General features: G+C 54.5%; 10 protein-coding genes and 1 pseudogene. 3 read left to right on the plus strand and 8 right to left on the minus strand.

The features are described 5' to 3' along the window. The 8 genes and pseudogenes from ACEWE8_RS11795 to ACEWE8_RS11830 all read right to left on the minus strand — a co-directional run. Positions 1-188: pseudogene (locus ACEWE8_RS11795) on the minus strand (hypothetical protein); the annotation flags it as partial. A 36-nt stretch (positions 189-224) separates the two neighbouring features. After that, positions 225-2,333, minus strand: coding sequence for an acyltransferase family protein (locus ACEWE8_RS11800; RefSeq protein ID WP_046787367.1), 2,109 nt, complete (start codon positions 2,331-2,333; stop codon positions 225-227). Between the two features lie 166 nt (positions 2,334-2,499). Continuing rightward, entirely contained in the window at positions 2,500-6,228 is a 3,729-nt protein-coding gene (locus tag ACEWE8_RS11805; protein ID WP_046787368.1) for a glycosyltransferase, read from the minus strand. Beyond that, on the minus strand, positions 6,221-7,444 hold the full coding sequence (locus ACEWE8_RS11810) for an ABC transporter ATP-binding protein (protein WP_046787369.1): 1,224 nt from the start codon (positions 7,442-7,444) through the stop codon (positions 6,221-6,223). Before ACEWE8_RS11810 ends, ACEWE8_RS11805 begins: the two co-directional genes overlap by 8 nt. Beyond that, entirely contained in the window at positions 7,441-8,235 is a 795-nt protein-coding gene (locus tag ACEWE8_RS11815; protein WP_080952162.1) for an ABC transporter permease, read from the minus strand. Before ACEWE8_RS11815 ends, ACEWE8_RS11810 begins: the two co-directional genes overlap by 4 nt. A 575-nt stretch (positions 8,236-8,810) precedes the next feature. Beyond that, entirely contained in the window at positions 8,811-10,169 is a 1,359-nt protein-coding gene (locus tag ACEWE8_RS11820; RefSeq protein WP_046787490.1) for a TolC family outer membrane protein, read from the minus strand. A gap of 44 nt (positions 10,170-10,213) precedes the next feature. Then, a complete protein-coding gene (locus ACEWE8_RS11825) occupies positions 10,214-11,545 on the minus strand; it encodes an HlyD family type I secretion periplasmic adaptor subunit (protein WP_046787370.1) in 1,332 nt (443 codons plus the stop codon). Between the two features lie 13 nt (positions 11,546-11,558). Further along, positions 11,559-13,295 carry a type I secretion system permease/ATPase gene (locus tag ACEWE8_RS11830; RefSeq protein ID WP_046787371.1) on the minus strand — a complete coding sequence of 579 codons (1,737 nt, stop codon included), beginning with the start codon at positions 13,293-13,295 and terminating at the stop codon, positions 11,559-11,561. Positions 13,296-13,939: 644 nt separating this feature from the next. Between ACEWE8_RS11830 and ACEWE8_RS11835 the strand changes: the two genes are divergently transcribed. The 3 genes from ACEWE8_RS11835 (at position 13,940) to rfbD (ending at position 17,626) form a co-directional block, all read left to right on the plus strand. Next, entirely contained in the window at positions 13,940-14,920 is a 981-nt protein-coding gene (locus ACEWE8_RS11835) for an IS5 family transposase (RefSeq protein WP_046787372.1), read from the plus strand. A gap of 703 nt (positions 14,921-15,623) precedes the next feature. After that, positions 15,624-16,724, plus strand: a complete 1,101-nt coding sequence (gene rfbB, locus ACEWE8_RS11840; RefSeq protein ID WP_046787373.1) for a dTDP-glucose 4,6-dehydratase — start codon at positions 15,624-15,626, stop codon at positions 16,722-16,724. Then, positions 16,721-17,626 carry a dTDP-4-dehydrorhamnose reductase gene (gene rfbD, locus ACEWE8_RS11845; RefSeq protein WP_046787374.1) on the plus strand — a complete coding sequence of 302 codons (906 nt, stop codon included), beginning with the start codon at positions 16,721-16,723 and terminating at the stop codon, positions 17,624-17,626. The genes rfbB and rfbD overlap by 4 nt, the downstream gene beginning before the upstream one ends. Positions 17,627-17,633 lie beyond the last annotated feature (7 nt).

Raw genomic sequence — 17,633 nt, forward strand, 5'->3', positions numbered from 1 at the left:
AAATGAACCCGCAGCATCGCCATCAACGTATACGCCGAACGACCGCCTTCGCCCTTCGGGTAATGGGGTTCGATCAGGGCAACCGAACCCATTCAGGGTAAGACTCGGTCAATCTCGTTCAGGAACAGTTCCTTGCGGATCTGCTTGTCTTTCCCACTTACTCCGCGCCGACAAAGAGCAACTGTCAGAGCGCAAAACTCGGGCAATTGGATCGCCGCATATCATCAGAACTGGGAAGCCATTTCAGGACGGCCCGATTGGGGTAGACGCTGCTCCATAAACTCTGTGAAAGAATGCAGAAGAACCATGTTGCCATTCCCGCTTAGATGATCACCATCTAGGAACAGGGGTTTGCCATCGCGGTAGGCGTCACACTCCCGGCCTGGACACAGAACCGGGAACGGATCCCATACGGACGCTCCCGGGAGTTGCTCGATCATTTTCGCGTAGGACTGCAGCACAGGTTTGCGGAAACTCTCCAACAGGTCTCGAGACACGCTGAAACCAGGCCGGCAGATCGGATTTTCGTGATTGAACCAGTCGGCACAGCGGAACGGCGGCGCCCTGAACAGCGGCTTTGGTCCTTCGAAAACAATCTGCACCCCATTTCCGGCGAAAGCTTTGAGCGTGGCAACGGCATCGATGACGGCCCGGTCGCGACCTGCATCGGCCTTCGGCCCAAACATCTGTGCACTCGCAGCTGCATCATCGAAGGTCGCCCATTGGTCCGACAAGCGAGCAAGACGTAGCGAAGCTAGGAACAAAACATCTCCAGGCTTGAGCCGCTTACGCAGGTCCTCAAGAGAAGCCTTAGCATACTGTTGGCATTGTGCATTGTCGTTTTCGCGAAACGGTTGGAGGCTGACGAAAGGGCAACCGCCATTATTGTAGGCGAAGATCTGCACATTGTTACGAATGGCGTACTGCTTGAACAAGCCTTCGTAGGCAAGGGCATGGGAGTCGCCGATGACATATATACTGCGCGGATTAAGAGAGCGCGGCGTCGTACAGTTATACGGTTTGTAGATCATCATCAACCCGCCGCCTACCGTGTGGTACTCGGGTTCGGCCAAACACCCTGGATGGTCAGTACTGAAAAACGGACCATGGGGATACCACTCGTCCTGATTCTTGCTCAAAGTACTGAGGGAAATCTTATGGAGGTTCAACGACAGCTGGTTGGCCCCCCACCAACTGCCACCGATGCATCCCAAACCAAGCAGGATTATGGCTGTTTGCGGCATGCGGCGCAGGCTACGTGAGTGGCGAATCGGGTTTTCGATGAGGGTGTACGACGCAATTGCCAATGCGAATGCGACAATAACCGCCAATGTACGCAACAAGGGGGTATCAAGACCAATTGTCCACCGGAAAAACACGAACACGGGCCAATGCCAGAGATAAAGGGAGTAGGAAATACGACCAACATAGACGAATGAGGCGCTACCCAGTAGTTTGTGCAAACGCTGTAGCTGGGGGTAGTGATGCAAAAAGTAGATAACGCCCAAGGTGCCGGCAACTGCAGGCAAAGCCCCAGGGAAAGGGAAATGCGCAGGGGAGGAGAAAACCAGCCCCCCCAGCAGTAACAGCAACGAGAGCGCGCCAAGCACGCCTCTTAGCGGACTCGTAGAAACATTGTCGTGTGCCGACTTCTGTTGCGTCAGCTGGAATAGTAAGACACCCGCAGCCAGCTCCCAGAAACGGCTGGGGGTAAGGAAGTAGGCTGCGGTCGGGCTACTACCGCTCTGCCAAGCGGCAAACACTAAGGATGCGAGCCCTGCCGCCGTAAACAGGGCGATGGACAGAATACGACCTTTACGGCCACTCAACCAGGCCAGGAACAGCAGCGGAAAGACGAGGTAGAACTGCTCTTCGACCGCCAAGGACCATGTGTGGGTGTATGGGTTGTATTCAGTGGTCGGTGCGAAGTAGTCACGGCCAGTCTGGGCCAGAATGAAGTTGCTCAATCCAAAAAATGCGTACAGGCCGGTTTTTTGGTTCACCGCACTGAGCCATGAAGCAGGAACGAACAAGGCCGTGAGATAGGCGGTTACCAAGAGGCAGATAATCAGAGCGGGAAAGATTCGCTTGATACGGCGGGCATAAAAATAGGCCAGAAACTGCAATATGCCACGCCCACGGAAGCTTGCTATCGACGCACTAACCACAAACCCAGAGATGACGAAGAATACGTCAACACCCACGAAGCCGCCGGGTAGCCATGGCCCATTGAGGTGGTAGATCAGAACCGCGAGAACAGCGATAGCTCGCAAGCCGTCGATATAGGGGTAGTACGGTGTGTGTGTACTAGACAATAACGGGGGAAGGCGCATGGTGAGACTCTCGAAAAATTTTTTAAAATAGCGCTAAACTTGGCGAAAAAAAAGCTATCCCGAAGTTTCAGCTCTATACCACGGACACTGACTTCCAGGCTACATTGCCTTCGAACTTGTTGCAGTAAGTGCGCCGCTGCCGCCCGAGAGGCAGCAGCTGGCTAAGTCACTCTTCTGAAGTCCCCCTAAATAATAAGCGCTGGAGATTGTCCGCACTCTGCTGCCAAGTAAGCCAAGGCATGCCAATGGAGGATGGCTTGAAACCTTGCCGCACCCACTGGGTAATGGCATCGGCTAGCTGCTGGGGCTCCTGTGCGCGGAAATAACAGGCATGATCGCCTGCTACCTCACGGAATACTGGAATGTCCCGAGCCAAGATCGGAAGCCCCTTCTGCCCCGCTTCGATCAATGGCAGGCCAAAGCCTTCATCCTCCGAAGCCGCTAGCAGTCCATCGACCTGCGTGTAGACTCGCTCGAGAAACTCGTCAGACGGTCCGTCGAGCCAGAACATTCGACGGCTTTTCTCTGGGTGGTTGGCAAGCCGCTCCAGTAACTGAGGAATATTGCGTTGCTGGTTAGTGGGCAACTCTTGCCAGCCCGCCCGCCCTACGATCACCAAGTTGACATCAAAGTCTTGCCGCCAGAGTAGGCTGAACGCTTCTAGGGCCTGCAAATAGCCTTTGCGCGGTTCCAGGGTTCCAACCATTAGCACTGTCGGGCGCTCCGCCATGATCGCCAGCAGTGCCTGCGCATCGGCGGGCAATCCCATGCTAGGGGACGAGTTGGCCAGATCTGCACCGTGGTGGGAGTAGTCGAAGGTGAAATCAGCCATCCTTTGCGGCAGTGTTTTTTGCATCCACTTGCGGAACTCCCCGGCCACGGTCTCGGTGACGCAAACAACGCCATCAAGCATGCTTACATGCCATAACCATTCGGAGAAATGCCTGTCGGCCTGAGGGGGAAACAACTCGGGGCGAGTGACCGGCAACAGGTCATGTACCAGCATCCGGCAGTTGACGCCACTGGCCTGCATCCTCTTGAACAAGCCCGCCTGACTGGCTTGAACCAGTGCATTGCCGGAAATATCAAAGGCAATCAGTTGGTCAGCCGGGCTATAGTCGATTGCCCGATCGGTCAGGACATCAGGCAGATTGAGTAAGCGATTAGTGAATGCATTGGCATAACGATAATGCCAACGCCCACCGGCATTAGACAAATAGACTGGCTCAACACGTACTCCTGCGGGAGGATTCTTGAGCAATGCGAGCGTCAGCGCCTTGGCAACGCGCTCAATTCCGCTATGTCGGTCTTTGGCACAGGTGCCGCTGATATCCAGCAACAGTTGTCGTGGGCGAAGTGGATCGGGTGTGCCCTGTAGAATACTTTCAGCAAAGCCGAGCAGCTCGCCACTCTCTCCCGGCGTCAGCGATTGTGCGGACACCACCTGCACCAACTCCTGCTCACGCTGACGATTGCGTTGGGCATATTGCTCGATGGCCGTGTGATAAAGCGCCGCACAATGCTGAGGGGTGTGTTGCTGCTCAATGAACTCGCGAGCGCGCTGCCCCAACGCAGTGCGCGCCGCCTCGTCGTGCCGCAAGAACTGCAGCGCTTCGGCTAGTTGCACGATATCGAATTGATCGGGCAGACGGTAAACGCCCTGCTCTGGTAAATCAGCCATGCTACCATTAGCATTCACTATAGTGGCCAGGCGATAATTCATGCAATCTAGCACTGCGGCGGATGTTTCGCCGCGAGACAAGCTACGTAGTTGCACCGCCAGGTCAGCTGCAAATAGGTAATGCTTGAAGGTTGAGCTATCTGCCCAGCCCGTCACGGTAATCCGCGATCGTTCACCTTGGTCGACGAGTTGCTTGCGCACCCGCTCACAATACTCGTCACTCCCCAGCTCCCCCACGAATACCAGATGGCAACGTGAATCGCTAGCTAGGTCTGAGGCGAGCCAAGCACTAATCAACTTATCATTGAGCTTGGTTTCCCCAAGCATGCCGAAACTGCAAACGACGAATGCATCATCAGTCAAACCCAATGCTTCTCGGGCGAAATGACGAGCATCGTCACTCGAAGCAGCCAATTCACGCAGCAAGGGGATCTGCGTCCAATCGGTAGCCGCTTGAGAGCCGTACCATTGCTCGACAAGCCGTACTGACACCGCCGAGTGCACGATGACACCCTGGGCTTTTTCGAGAATGCTGCGGTTGAATGGATAACGCACCGCGACCTGTCGCTCATCCACTTGTGCCTCAATCAGCGCAGCATAACCATGACTATAGTACAGCTCACGCATCTTGACGCCGCCAAAGCCTGGCCGGCTTTCCATCGACCAGATCAGCCCACTCAGGTAGAAGTCATGCAGGACGATGATACCAGGCACGTCTTCGATCAATTCGGCCATATAGCAGTGCCATGGCGAGTTGCCAAAGTGGTAGAGCACCGCACTGTACTGTGAGGCATGCTGTCGGAGCCAAGCCGCTTCGCGGAGCGGGAAAAGACTCTCCTGCACTTGTGCGGCATCGTCGCCGTCGACGATGACATCAATGTCGTAATACCGAGCCAGCGCCGGCAGAAGTTCGGCACTATAGTCGGCGATGCCAGTACGATCTGGCGGCATCGGGGAAACATAAGCCAAGCGAGGTCGCCCGCTTGTTTGATGCTCAACCGACGAGCTGGCGGACTCAAGCAGCCTATGCAACCGTTTGCTCAACTGCAAAACACGAGGCGAGTAGCTGCGAAGCAGGTCAGACAGGACAGGTTGGCTCATGCGACCCAATGCTTGGGTTACCTTACGCAGATGCCTTTCCAGACCGGGAACCGCCTTGATAGCCTTACGTAAGACTCCAAGCAGCTTCGGTCTGCGGCTAACATAACCAAGCACTGTAAATAGAGGCATGGCCAAGGTGCGCTTCAGATTCACACGGTCCATATGACGCAAGGTATCGGCCAGCTCTCGCATTGGTCGCGTGATACGCCAGGAGCGGCTGCTATAAATAAGCTGCAATTCAACTTGGACTTTTTCGATGCGTTCGATGTTGGCCGTACATAGTTTGGCAAAATGATCTATGTTGGCCGCGCTAAGCTTAGCCAAATGATCTATGTATTCGCCTTGAGCACGGAACTGCTCCTGCAGCATACGGTCGTGACGCTGCGCAAGCGTCGCTAGCTCCAAGCCATAACTCTGTGCGAATAGCTCGCCAAAAACATCACGCTCACCTACCGTCGGCACGCACTTGCGTGCAACGATCGCATAATCAGGGCTGACACCGTACAGCACCTGCCAGAGACCAATATGAGCCTCTTCAGACTTCAGCTGTGGGTCTTCCTGCAGCCGCACAATCTTACTTTGCGCAAAACCGGAGTACTGACAAAGAAACTCTAGGAACTGCGCTGGTACCGGACACTTGTGGGTTGGATCCAAGTAAAAATTGGTGGTCCCTACAATCAGATTTTCAGCATTTGGCGTCTCGAGAATCAGCAGACCACCTTCGCTCAACGTTCGATTTGCCTCCTTGAGCAAGGCCCTGAGGTAATCAAATGTCAGGTGTTCAACAACATGAAATGCCGAAATTAGGTCTAGGCTAGCCTCTGGGAGCCCCTGCAGCGCTTCCAGGGCATCTTGATTCCGGGCATTCAGACCACGCTCCTGACAGGCCGCGAGCATCGAGTCATCGAGATCGACGCCTTGAGCGTCTAGGCCATGCTCCATGAGAAGTTGCAACCACTCGCCACGCCCACATCCGATATCGAATGCTTTGGGAATGGGCTTGGCCTGCCGCAGGGCAGCAATAAAGGGGGTATAGCCCTCTAGGCGAGAGCGGATAACTTCACGGGAGGCTCGGAAGCGCTCTTCCAGCGCACGATAAAAATCATCACTCATGTCGTTGTTTGCTCTCCAGATGCGCGTCCAACCAAGCAACGCCGGCAAACTCGGCTTGGCTACGGTTTACAATTTCAAACATCAAGGCTCGCTCTTGCCAGGCATAGTTACACTCGATGTGCCCGACAATGCTGTGCAATGCCAAGGTAATCGAATATGTACCTGGCCCAATGTTGGCGGGAAATACAAAAGACCACGACAGCTCGGCACCAGCTTTAATGTCGTAAAAAATGTCGTCGAGCAGACGTGTATTGGTGCCGAAAACGTCTTGCCCGTAGCGGTCTTTGATCAGAAAGCCCAGCACTAGGTCTGGAATGTCCAAGTACGCATGTGCCGAAACATTTAGGCGTACCACCTGGCCGACATCCACGACCTCCACCGGATTGCCTTGATCGTCGCAAAGATGATGATGGATAAATTCAACCTCACCCGTGCCAGAAAGCAATGCACCACGGCTTTGGGGATCGGCGATTATCTGCTGATCCTGATGAGCTGCCAAGAGTGCGTTGTAGTAGTCCATGACGGCATCCGGCTCACCCTCCATAGCAATAGTTCCACCATCCAGCAGAATAGCCCGATTGCAAATACTCTGGATGGCCTGCTTGTCATGGCTCACCAACAGTAACGTGGTGCCTTGGCGGGTAAATTGGCGGATACGATCAAAACTCTTATGTTGGAAATAAGCATCACCAACAGATAGCGCTTCATCCACAATAAGAATTTCAGGACGCTCAGCCGTTGCTACCGCAAACGCCAAACGCGCCTGCATGCCGCTGGAATAAACCCGGACTGGCAACTCGAAGTAATCGCCAACTTCAGAAAAGGCATGAACCGCATCAATAAAACCATTGATCTGTTCCTGAGAGAACCCCATCAGGCCGGCAACATGATAGACATTCTGCCGACCTGTCAGATCTGGATGAAATCCCATACCCAGTTCAAGAATGGCCGCCACACGGCCATTGATTTGGATCTGCCCCTTACTGGCCTTGAGGGTACCGGTAACGATCTTGAGCAGCGTGCTCTTACCGGCCCCATTTAGACCAATGAGGCCAACTGCCTCGCCGGGCTGCAAGGCAAAGGAGATGTCATGCAATACCCATTTATGCTGCACCGACGGCACTGGCACGCCTAACCAGGAGAGCAGGCGATGGATTTCACGGGTATACTTGTTGAAGGACTTACCTATACCCTCAACATTCAAGGCAGCAGTCATAATACATCCACCACTTCATCGATGGCACGTCGATAGAGAAGCGCTGCGAACAAAAGAGCCACAGCCGCAAAAATTGCAGGGTAAAGTAACAGCCCTAGATCAGGCGCGCGACCATACACCAGAACGCTCTGATAGGCCTGGACAATCCCTGTCATAGGGTTGAGATATAAATAATCGCGGTAATGCTCGGAGAGCAGATCGATATGGTAGACAATCGGTGTTAACCAGAAGCCAAACTGTAATACGATAGTGGCGACCTGGCCTATATCTCGGAAAAACACATTGAACAACCCCAGCGCCAAACCTAACCCGAGCGCCAGCCCTATCACAAGGAGAAACAGTACCGGCAACCATAGCAACTGAAAACTGGGCGCATGGTCCAGCAAGGAAAAAATGAGCAGGACCGATGCAAGCAGGACAAGGTTATTTAGCAGTGCACTTCCACAGACAATTGTTGGTAGAGCGAGCCGTGGGAATACCATTTTTTTGAGGAGGTTTCCGTTTTCAATAAATACACTTATGCAACGCCCGAGTATTTCAGAAAACAAACTCCAGGCTAGGATGCCTGCTGTTAGGTAAATAGGATACGCATAAGTACTATTTAGCCCCGGCAGCTTGGCGGCCAAAATCACGGAAAGCACGAAGGCATATATCACTACTTGAGCCAGTGGATAAATAACAATCCAAAGAAGACCGAGCCGGCTACGCACTACGCGGGCAATGAACTCATTACGAATTGAGTTCCTGATGAAGTGGCGAGCATGCCATAGTTCTAGAATAGAGCTATTCAAGTGAGACATTCCTATTGAGGACCGTTTGCACAAAGCTTAAAGAGGACCCTTCTTCGGGACTGAAAACGCTCGACAGCATTGCCTGATGCTCGGGCATTGCAGTCAGCTCGTCTTCTTCCAGTCTTTGAGCCAATGAACGGCGGGGACACTGTTGTCATAACCTTGATACCGGCGATGCGGCCTTTGGCGATCTGATACGCGCGACCCTCATCTAACGGAATAGGTACCGAGAGCATGATGCCGCAAATGGGGTCGCTAGGAGACAACTCGATTAGGCCGGAAGCGTTAAGCATCAACGAAGTCTATCACCACGCGAGGCGACGGGAAACGGACGGGAAACCACAGGGCCGAGCTAACGCGGCCCGCCAGATACGAATCGGCAATCCGCCCTGACGAAAGCGCTTCCTAACAAATGCCCCATTCTATATCACGAAGCGTGAGCAGGTAGACGCAGACCTAGCTAATTTGCGGCGCTAAGCGCCGTCCCCCAGCCTTTCTTCAACAGCGGGTGTTCAGATAGCCTCATCCTGGCCTGTTATACCGGTGGTGATAGCGGCGCTCATTATAGGTTGCATTCATTGATTGTTTTTTCGATCAGGGACAATCTCTTCATAACCGCTACTCAACCAAGCATTAACACTTTCAACGCTCTCAGAAGATAGCTTGCCTGCCCAGCGGTTGAGAATGAACAGGTTGGTGATGAAATCATACTGCGTTCTCAGCAGGTCGCGACGAACCGTGAACTCGTTCTGCGTTGCAGTTAGCACATCGACAGCACTGACTACGCCATAGGCGAACGCCTTCTCGGCGGCAATACGCGATTTCTCTGCAGAAATCAAGGCTTTACGATTGGCTCGCAAGCTTACGACGCTCGAGTCGGCAGTCAAGTAGGCGTTCGTAGTCTCTTTGGCGACCTGCCGACGCGTGGCAATCAGCTGTTGCTCCGTAGTCAGTTGATCTTGATAGAGACCCCGCACACGCGCAGAAGTTGAGCCACCACTATAGATCGGGATTTGTACATTGACACCCGCCACGTAACTGTCGGTACGGGGTACCGCTGAGTTGTTGTAGCCTTCGTCGGTCTGCTGAGCACTGAGATTGAGGCTAACGGTAGGGTAATGACTGCCTTTCCCTCCGCGAAGAGCTGCTTCCGCAGCACCCAGAGCGCTTTCAGCCGCCTTTACTTGCGGGTTCTCAGTAACAGCGGTTTGCACCCACTCCTCCAAGCTCTGGCTGGACACCTGCAGTTCGACATCGTTGCGCACACGACTCAGACGCTCCCGAACCGGACGACCAATGATCTCCGAGAGCGCTGCACGACTCAAGCGCACCTGGTTCTTGGCGTCCACCTCTTGGGCGATGAGGGAATCGACACGAGTCTGGATATCAAGTTGGTCAGTAATTTTCGCCATCTGCTTGGCCAGTAACGCGTTGACCCGGTCGAGATTCTTCTGCGTGACACCCAATTCAGCCTGCACCAAGCTCAACTCATCATCAGCAGCCAGAGCAGCAAAATACCGCTGCGCGAGGTCGACGGTTGCCTCGGCCTGAGCCTCTTCGGACTCGGACTCAGTCTGTTTGGCCAGATTTTGGAATTTTTTCCAGTTCTCCCATGCCGACTTGTTGTAAAGGGCTTGGCTGAGAGTGACACTATAGCTTGCGCTGTTGTAAGACTGGCGAATCAACTCATTGCTCTGGGTGATGCGATTCTTTCCCGCATTCATCTGGACCTGCGGCAGCAAGCCGCCGAGGGCTTCACGCTGTTGCTCCTTACTCGACTGCGCCTTTGAATATGACGCCAGCACTCGCGGGTCCTCCAAGCGTGATTCACGATAGAGCTGGATCAGATCGGTCGAGTAGGTCTTGACGCTGACACTAGAGGAAGACGGCGTGGGCGGCTCGGCGGTCTTTGGGTCAGAGGCATGGGCAGGCATCACCAGAATGCCTGCCATTAGGCAGGGATACAAACGACGCACAATCACTCCTCAATCATCGACTGGGCAATCGCATTACGCGCCGGCTGCAAAATGTATTGCAGCATGGTTCGCTCACCGGTCTTAATCAGCACTTCGGCGGGCATACCGGCTAGCAGCTTGAGCTCGCGATTATCCAGCTTCTTCATGCCGTCGGCAGTAACCTTGACGCGTGCCAGATAGTATGAAACGCCCGTTTTTTCATTGGTCAGGCGGTCCCCAGAAACATTGACCACCTCCCCTTCGATCACCGGCGTAGTAGCCGTATTGAACGCACTGAAGCGAATATCAGACTTCCTGCCGATGGCAATGCGATTGATATCGTTTGTCGGCACCTCAGCTTCGACCACCAGGTCAGATACGGATGGCACGATATCGAGCAGCGGTGTAGCTGGACGTACGGTACCGCCAACGGTATGCACCGTCATGCCAATGACCATACCGTCGTCAGGCGAACGAATGACAATGCGATTAAGCCGGTCAACCAGCGCTGCGGTACGTTCTTGCAACTCGTAAACCTTGGTTTGTGTCTCAGACAACTGTTTGGAGACCTCGGACTGAAAGTCCTTATTGATCTGCAGGATTTGCAACTGGGTCTCGTTGATCTGTAGCCGGGTCTTGGTAATAGTAGAGCGGTGATCGGCCACCTCCGTGCGCAGCATGTTGAGCTTGCGCTGAGAATCAAGCAGTCGTTGCTTGTCTACGAAGCCTTCCTTAAGTAGTTCATCGAGATCGGATATTTCGCTGCTATAGGACTTTTCCAAGCTGTCCTTGGTGATGATCATGGACTCGATACCCTTGATCTGCTGCTGCAGTTGGCCTACACGCTCCTGCAACACCGCGATTTGCCCAAGGCGTGCACCACGCCTAGCGTTGAACACCTGGACTTCGCCAGCCTCAGCCTCCTTGGCGCGCGGCGTATCGAACTCGGAAAGTCTACTAAAATTAATGGCCTGGAGATCGTCACGCTCAGCGACCAGGCGCGCTTCCATGACTCTCGCGGCGATCAGTAGGTTATGGTTGACGTCATACTCGGCGCGTAGCTGGGATTCGTCGAGCAAGATCAGTGGATCACCTTTCTTGACCATGTCGCCATCATGCACTAGGACATCCTTGACGATGCCACCTTCGAGATGCGAGACGGTCTTGCGGTAAGTCTGAACAGTCACTACGCCAGGGGCGTAAACCGCCCCATCGATAGGAGCAAAAGCAGCCCAACCGCCGAAGATACCAAACACCACTAGAATAACGGCATAGCCGAAACGACGAATCTTCAGGTCAGAAACGGGCAGACCCGCGAAGTTGTCGGATTTAAAACTCAGTGAAGGGGGGGTCATTAATCTCTACCTGTCAGGCAATTGACGCGCCTGTGGTTGCGCTCTGCGCGTGTTGTTGCTGAGCCGCAAGTTGTTGCTTGTTCAGCTCTTCCATAACTTGCTCGCGCGGACCATACATGCCAATACCGCCATTGCTCATAACCAGCAGGCGATCCAGTAGCGCAAGGATCGATGTGCGATGGGTAATGACAAAGATCGTCGAGCCAGCATGCTTCATCACCCGGATGGCCTGAGCGAGCGCGCGTTCACCGACTTCGTCGAGGTTGGAGTTCGGCTCATCGAGCAGGATGAGCTTGGGCGAGCCGTACAAGGCTCGGGCCAGGCCGATGCGCTGGCGCTGTCCGCCAGACAGGTTGACACCTTCACTTCCGATCACCGTGTCGTAGCCGTCGGGCAGTTGCAAGATCATTTCATGCACTCCGGCGATCTTAGCTGCCTTGACCACTGCTTCGGCATTGATTTCGGCGAAGCGTCCGATGTTCTCGCTAATACTACCTTCGAACAGCTCAATATCCTGCGGCAGGTAGCCCAAATGTGGCCCGAGCTCTTCCTTGTTCCAGTTGCCAATATCCGCGCCATCTAGACGGACAACGCCATGCTGTGGCTGCCACACCCCCATCAACGCACGGGCAAGCGTCGATTTGCCTGACGCACTCGGGCCAATAATCCCAACGCACGCGCCAGCAGGCACGGCAAAGCTGACGCCGCGAATGATGGGATTCTTGTTGCCCGGCGCACCAACCACCAAGTTTTCAACCAACACATCGCCCTGCGGTAATGGCAAACTCATGCGCGCAGGCTCTGCCTGCTGCTCCGCCAGCACTTCGTTCAGACGATCGTACTGGGTACGTGCAGATATGAAGCCCTTCCAGCTGCCGATGATGAGGTCAATCGGCGCAAGGGCACGCCCCAGCAGCACAGAACCTGCAATGACTAGGCCAGGGTTAATTTGATGGTCCACCGCGAGATAGGCACCCAAGCCGAGAATCAGCGATTGGATCAGCATGCGGAAGGTTTTGGAAATTGCACTGATGGCACCGCCCTTGTCACTGGCCTCAGACTGCAACTGCAGCACGACCCGCTGACGACGGGTCCAGCGCTCCATGAGGGTACCGAGCATACCCATCGACTCGATGACTTCGGCATTGCGTAAGTTCTTGGTGGTATAAAGGGTGGCACCAACATTCTGCCTGTTGGCCTCGCCCAGCGCCTTGCTGGTGACTCGTTCATTCACGTAGGCCAGCAAAAGCAGCACAAGGGCACTCGCGATGGCCACCCAGCCGTACCAGGGGTGGAACATGAACATTACGGCGATGTAAATTGGCAGCCACGGGGCATCAAAAAAGGCGAACAAACCGTTGCCGGTGAGAAACTGACGCAGGTTGGTCAGGTCGTTAAGCGACTGTGCGGACGCATCCATGCCGCCGCTTTCTAACGCCCGACGAAAGCTCGCCTTGTACACGTCGCGACTGAGCAGAACATCCAGCTTGGTGCTGATCCGCACCATGATGCGCGAACGAATGAAATCCAGCGCCCCCATGGTGACCATTAAGATCGCCATGATAATGGTGAGCATCATCAGGGTGGTAAGGTTGCCGCCTGTAACAACTCGACCATATACCTGTAACATGTAGAACGTCGGGACAAGCATAAGGGCGTTGACGAACAGGCTGAAAAAACCAACCGAGATAAAACTGGACCTACACGCCTTTAAGGCGGCCTGCAAGCTGTTTTCATGAGTGCCACGCATAGATTTCGAGCTGCCATGGGGTATCTGCTAGACAAGCGCCGGAGCATACCAATAGCAGCGTTCAATTAAAAATGAAAAGTTCATCACGATGCCAGCTTGGCCGGCGATCAGGTCAATTCCTTAGCGACCTTGCCGAAACGCACCGCACATGGGTTGCTCCTCGCAACTCGAGACCTAGGACGCACGGGCAAGCCAAATTTGTAGCAGCATGCGACCTGCGGCCATAGCCAGCAAAAACCCATTATGCGGACCCTGCACACCCTCATGGCTTGCCACATCGAAAACCACAGATGGCATCAAACAGGTGATCCACCAGATGCGCCAGGAGCACACTGCTGCTGGAATGAAAGCGCTAGTATCACCCTAAGCCCATCGCGCTAACCGATCCCAAATCGATTCAGATCGATTACCACGACTTCGACAGATCTGGGAAAACCACCAACTGAGCTCCGACCTTTTCCGCCCGAACAATTGAGCATCTCCGTACCTTGATCGGCTAGACCTACCTTCTTTGGCAGGCCACGCACTTTCTACTCTCCCTAGCCAAGCTCACTAGCCAGCAACAGCGGGCAAGTCCTAGGAAAATCCTGAAGAAGACTTCCTGATTTTGGCAAAACGCCCGGAATCACCCGCCGAGTTTTCCGATGAAGCAAATGACCTTCGCCGATGCCGAGTACGCCGGCAAGCGTAAGCAGACCCGCAAAGAGTTGTTCCTGATCGAGATGAATCAGGTGGTGCCGTGGCAGGGTTTGATTGTCCTGATCGAGCCACATTACCCGAAAGGTGATGGTGGCCGTCCGGCCTACCCGTTGATGGCGATGCTGCGCGTACATCTGATGCAGAACTGGTTTGGCTACAGCGATCCAGCGATGGAGGAAGCGCTGTACGAGACCACCATCCTGCGCCAGTTCGCCGGACTGAGGCTGGAGCGCATTCCCGACGAAACCACGATCCTCAACTTCCTTCGTCTGCTGGAGAAACACGAGCTGGCTGCTGGCATCCTGGCCGTGATCAATGGCTATCTGGGTGATCAAGGCCTGTCGTTGCGCCAAGGCACCATTGTCGATGCCACGCTGATCAATGCGCCGAGTTCGACCAAGAACAAGGACGGCAAACGCGACCCAGAAATGCACCAGACCAAGAAGGGTAACCAGTACTACTTCGGCATGAAGGCGCACATCGGTGTCGATGATGAGTCGGGTCTGGTGCACAGCGTGGTGGGCACGGCGGCCAATGTGGCGGATATCACCCAAGTCGACAAACTGCTGCACGGCGAGGAAAACATGGTCGGCGCCGACGCGGGTTACACCGGCGTCGAGAAACGCCCTGAACATGAAGGCCGAGAGGTCATCTGGCAGATTGCCGCCCGCCGCAGTACATACAAGAAGCTGGGTAAGCGCAGCCCTTTGTACAAAGCCAAGCGCAAGATCGAGAAGGCCAAGGCCCAAGTGCGCGCCAAGGTCGAGCACCCGTTCCGGGTGATCAAACGGCAGTTCGGTTATGTGAAGACGCGCTTCCGTGGTCTAGCGAAGAACACCGTGCAACTGGTGACACGGTTTGCGCTGTCGAACCTGTGGATGGCACGCCGACACTTACTGAGCAATACGGGAGAGGTGCGCCTGTAATGCAGGAAATGGCTGCCGCGAGGTGCTCGTGGCGGGTAAAAACACAGAAATGAGCGGGTAACCTGATCGGTTTTGATCGATTCGCCGCTTTCAAAACCGGCGGGGGCTGAAGTCAGCCAGAAATACATGGCTACTTCAGACCATCCCTAGGGAAGCGTTACCGACACAAGACCAGTGAGGAGGGCCTGCTACCGCGTCAGTGGATTCTGGCCTTGCTTGCGCAAGGTGTGCTGGCCGTTCGCTTACGCTTGGTTCATCTCTGGATTGCACTTAGTGTCCTTGTTTTGGTTCGAAGTGGGGACGTGAATCAGGACGACATCAACGACGGCGCCTCGAAACAACGACACGCCGCGGGCACCCAGCACTCCCAGTAAAATAAAGTAGCCACCAATTTCTTGCCCAAATTAAGGCCTGCCACCCTAACCACCTCCGCACAAAAGCCAATGAAAAAAATCATCAAGCACACATAAAAAACCAAAAGCTTCCAATTAGAGATTTTACAACTGCGAATGCTTACACTCTTGCTTTAACACCTCAACGAACACCCCTATCACCCTAATTTTGCTCAGGACCTAGCACGAACGAACCCCAGCAACAGATTCAGCCTTGATTACGACAACGCCCTCTCATCAAGCCCTTCCCTTAGCGACACCAATCCAGCGATAATACACCACACACCGAAGCCACTAAATGGAGGGAACGCATGATACTTGTCACAGGCGGCGCCGGATTCATAGGCTCCAACTTTGTTCTCGAGTGGTGCACCCATACTGACGAGAAGGTGCTGAATCTCGATGCGCTAACCTATGCCGGCAACCTAGCCAACCTGCAATCGCTGAACGGCAACGAACAGCATGAGTTCGTCCAAGGCAACATCGGCGATACCTCCTTACTCACCCGGCTTTTTGCAGAACACAACCCGAGAGCGGTGATTCATTTCGCCGCCGAATCACACGTTGACCGGTCCATCGCGGACCCGGAAGCGTTCGTCGAAACTAACGTGGTAGGGACTTTCCGCCTACTTGAAGCCGCACGCAGCTACTGGAACAAGCTAGATCGAGCTGCAAAGACAACCTTCCGTTTCCTGCACGTCTCCACTGATGAGGTCTATGGCACATTGGCTGCCGGTGAACCAGCCTTTACCGAGAGCACGAGCTATGCGCCCAACAGCCCCTACTCTGCCAGCAAGGCGGCCAGCGATCACCTGGTTCGGTCATATTTCCACACTTATGGCATGCCTGTACTAACCACTAACTGCTCCAACAATTACGGACCGTTTCATTTTCCGGAAAAGTTGATTCCGCTGATGATCGTCAACGCCTTGGCAGGAAAAGCACTGCCAGTCTATGGAGACGGCCACCAGATCCGAGACTGGCTGTATGTAGAGGACCACTGCAGCGGCATTCGCCGCGTTCTTGAGGCTGGGAGATGCGGCCAGACATATAACATTGGTGGCTGGAGCGAAAAGTCCAATATCGACATCGTAAAGACGCTATGTAGCCTGCTTGACGTAATGGCACCTGCCGCACAGCGTGGCGTATTCAACCAACAGACCGGTAAGCCGGTCCTTCAGTACGGCGAGCTAATCACTTATGTAACTGACCGCCCAGGCCACGATCGTCGTTATGCTATCGATGCACGCAAGATTGAGCGTGAACTCGGCTGGAAGCCTACAGAAACATTTGAAACTGGCATTCGCAAGACTATTGAGTGGTATCTGAATAATCAGCAGTGGGTAGCGGGTGTCATGAATGGCAGCTATCGTGACTGGGTTGCGCAGCAGTACGATATAGGCAAACAGTGAAAATTCTTCTTTTGGGAAAAAACGGGCAAGTAGGCTGGGAGCTTCAGCGCTCCCTTGCCTCTTTGGGCACTGTTGTCGCCCTGGACCGGCAATCCAGCTCTCACCTAAACGGTGACCTAAATGACTTGGAAGCACTCGCAGCAACAGTCCGCACTTTGAAACCGGACGTCATCGTCAATGCAGCAGCTTACACCGCGGTAGACATGGCAGAGTCCGAAGAGGCACTGGCGGCGCGCATCAACCCCGAAGCGCCAGGGGTACTGGCCCGCGAAGCGGCGGCTATCGGCGCCTGGTTGATCCACTACTCCACTGACTATGTATTTGACGGTAGCGGTGAAACCCCGTGGACCGAAGAGGCGCCAACCAGCCCGCTGTCAGCTTATGGCCGCACCAAGCGAGATGGCGAAACGGCCATCGCAAAGAGCGGCGCGCGCGCTGTCGTTCTCCGCACCAGCTGGGTATACGCCGCCTGGGGCCACAACTTCGCCAAGACCATGCTGCGATTGGCAAAGGTGCGCGACTCACTTAGCGTAGTCGCTGACCAATTCGGCGCACCAACAGGCGCAGAGCTCATCGCAGACGTGACAGCTTACATCATCCGACAAATTTTCAGCCTAGCGGATTCCAATCATCGTGCCGGCACCTACCACCTTACCGCAGCCGGCGAAACCAGCTGGCACGGCTTCGCGCAGCTTGTGCTCGGTTATGCCAGCAGCCGTGGTTGCGCGCTGAAGTTAGCCGCCGACCAAGTGAGGGCAATCAGCACCGAAGATTATCCCGCCACAGCTTTGCGGCCGCGCAATTCGCGCCTTGATTTGGCTAAAAACGAGAAAGTATTTAATCTGAAGATGCCGCCTTGGCAGCAAGGCGTGCAACGTATGCTGGACGAAATCCAGCTCTAAGGACTGC

The organism is Pseudomonas sp. TR47 (assembly GCF_044143025.1).
GTDB lineage: Bacteria > Pseudomonadota > Gammaproteobacteria > Pseudomonadales > Pseudomonadaceae > Aquipseudomonas > Aquipseudomonas putida_E.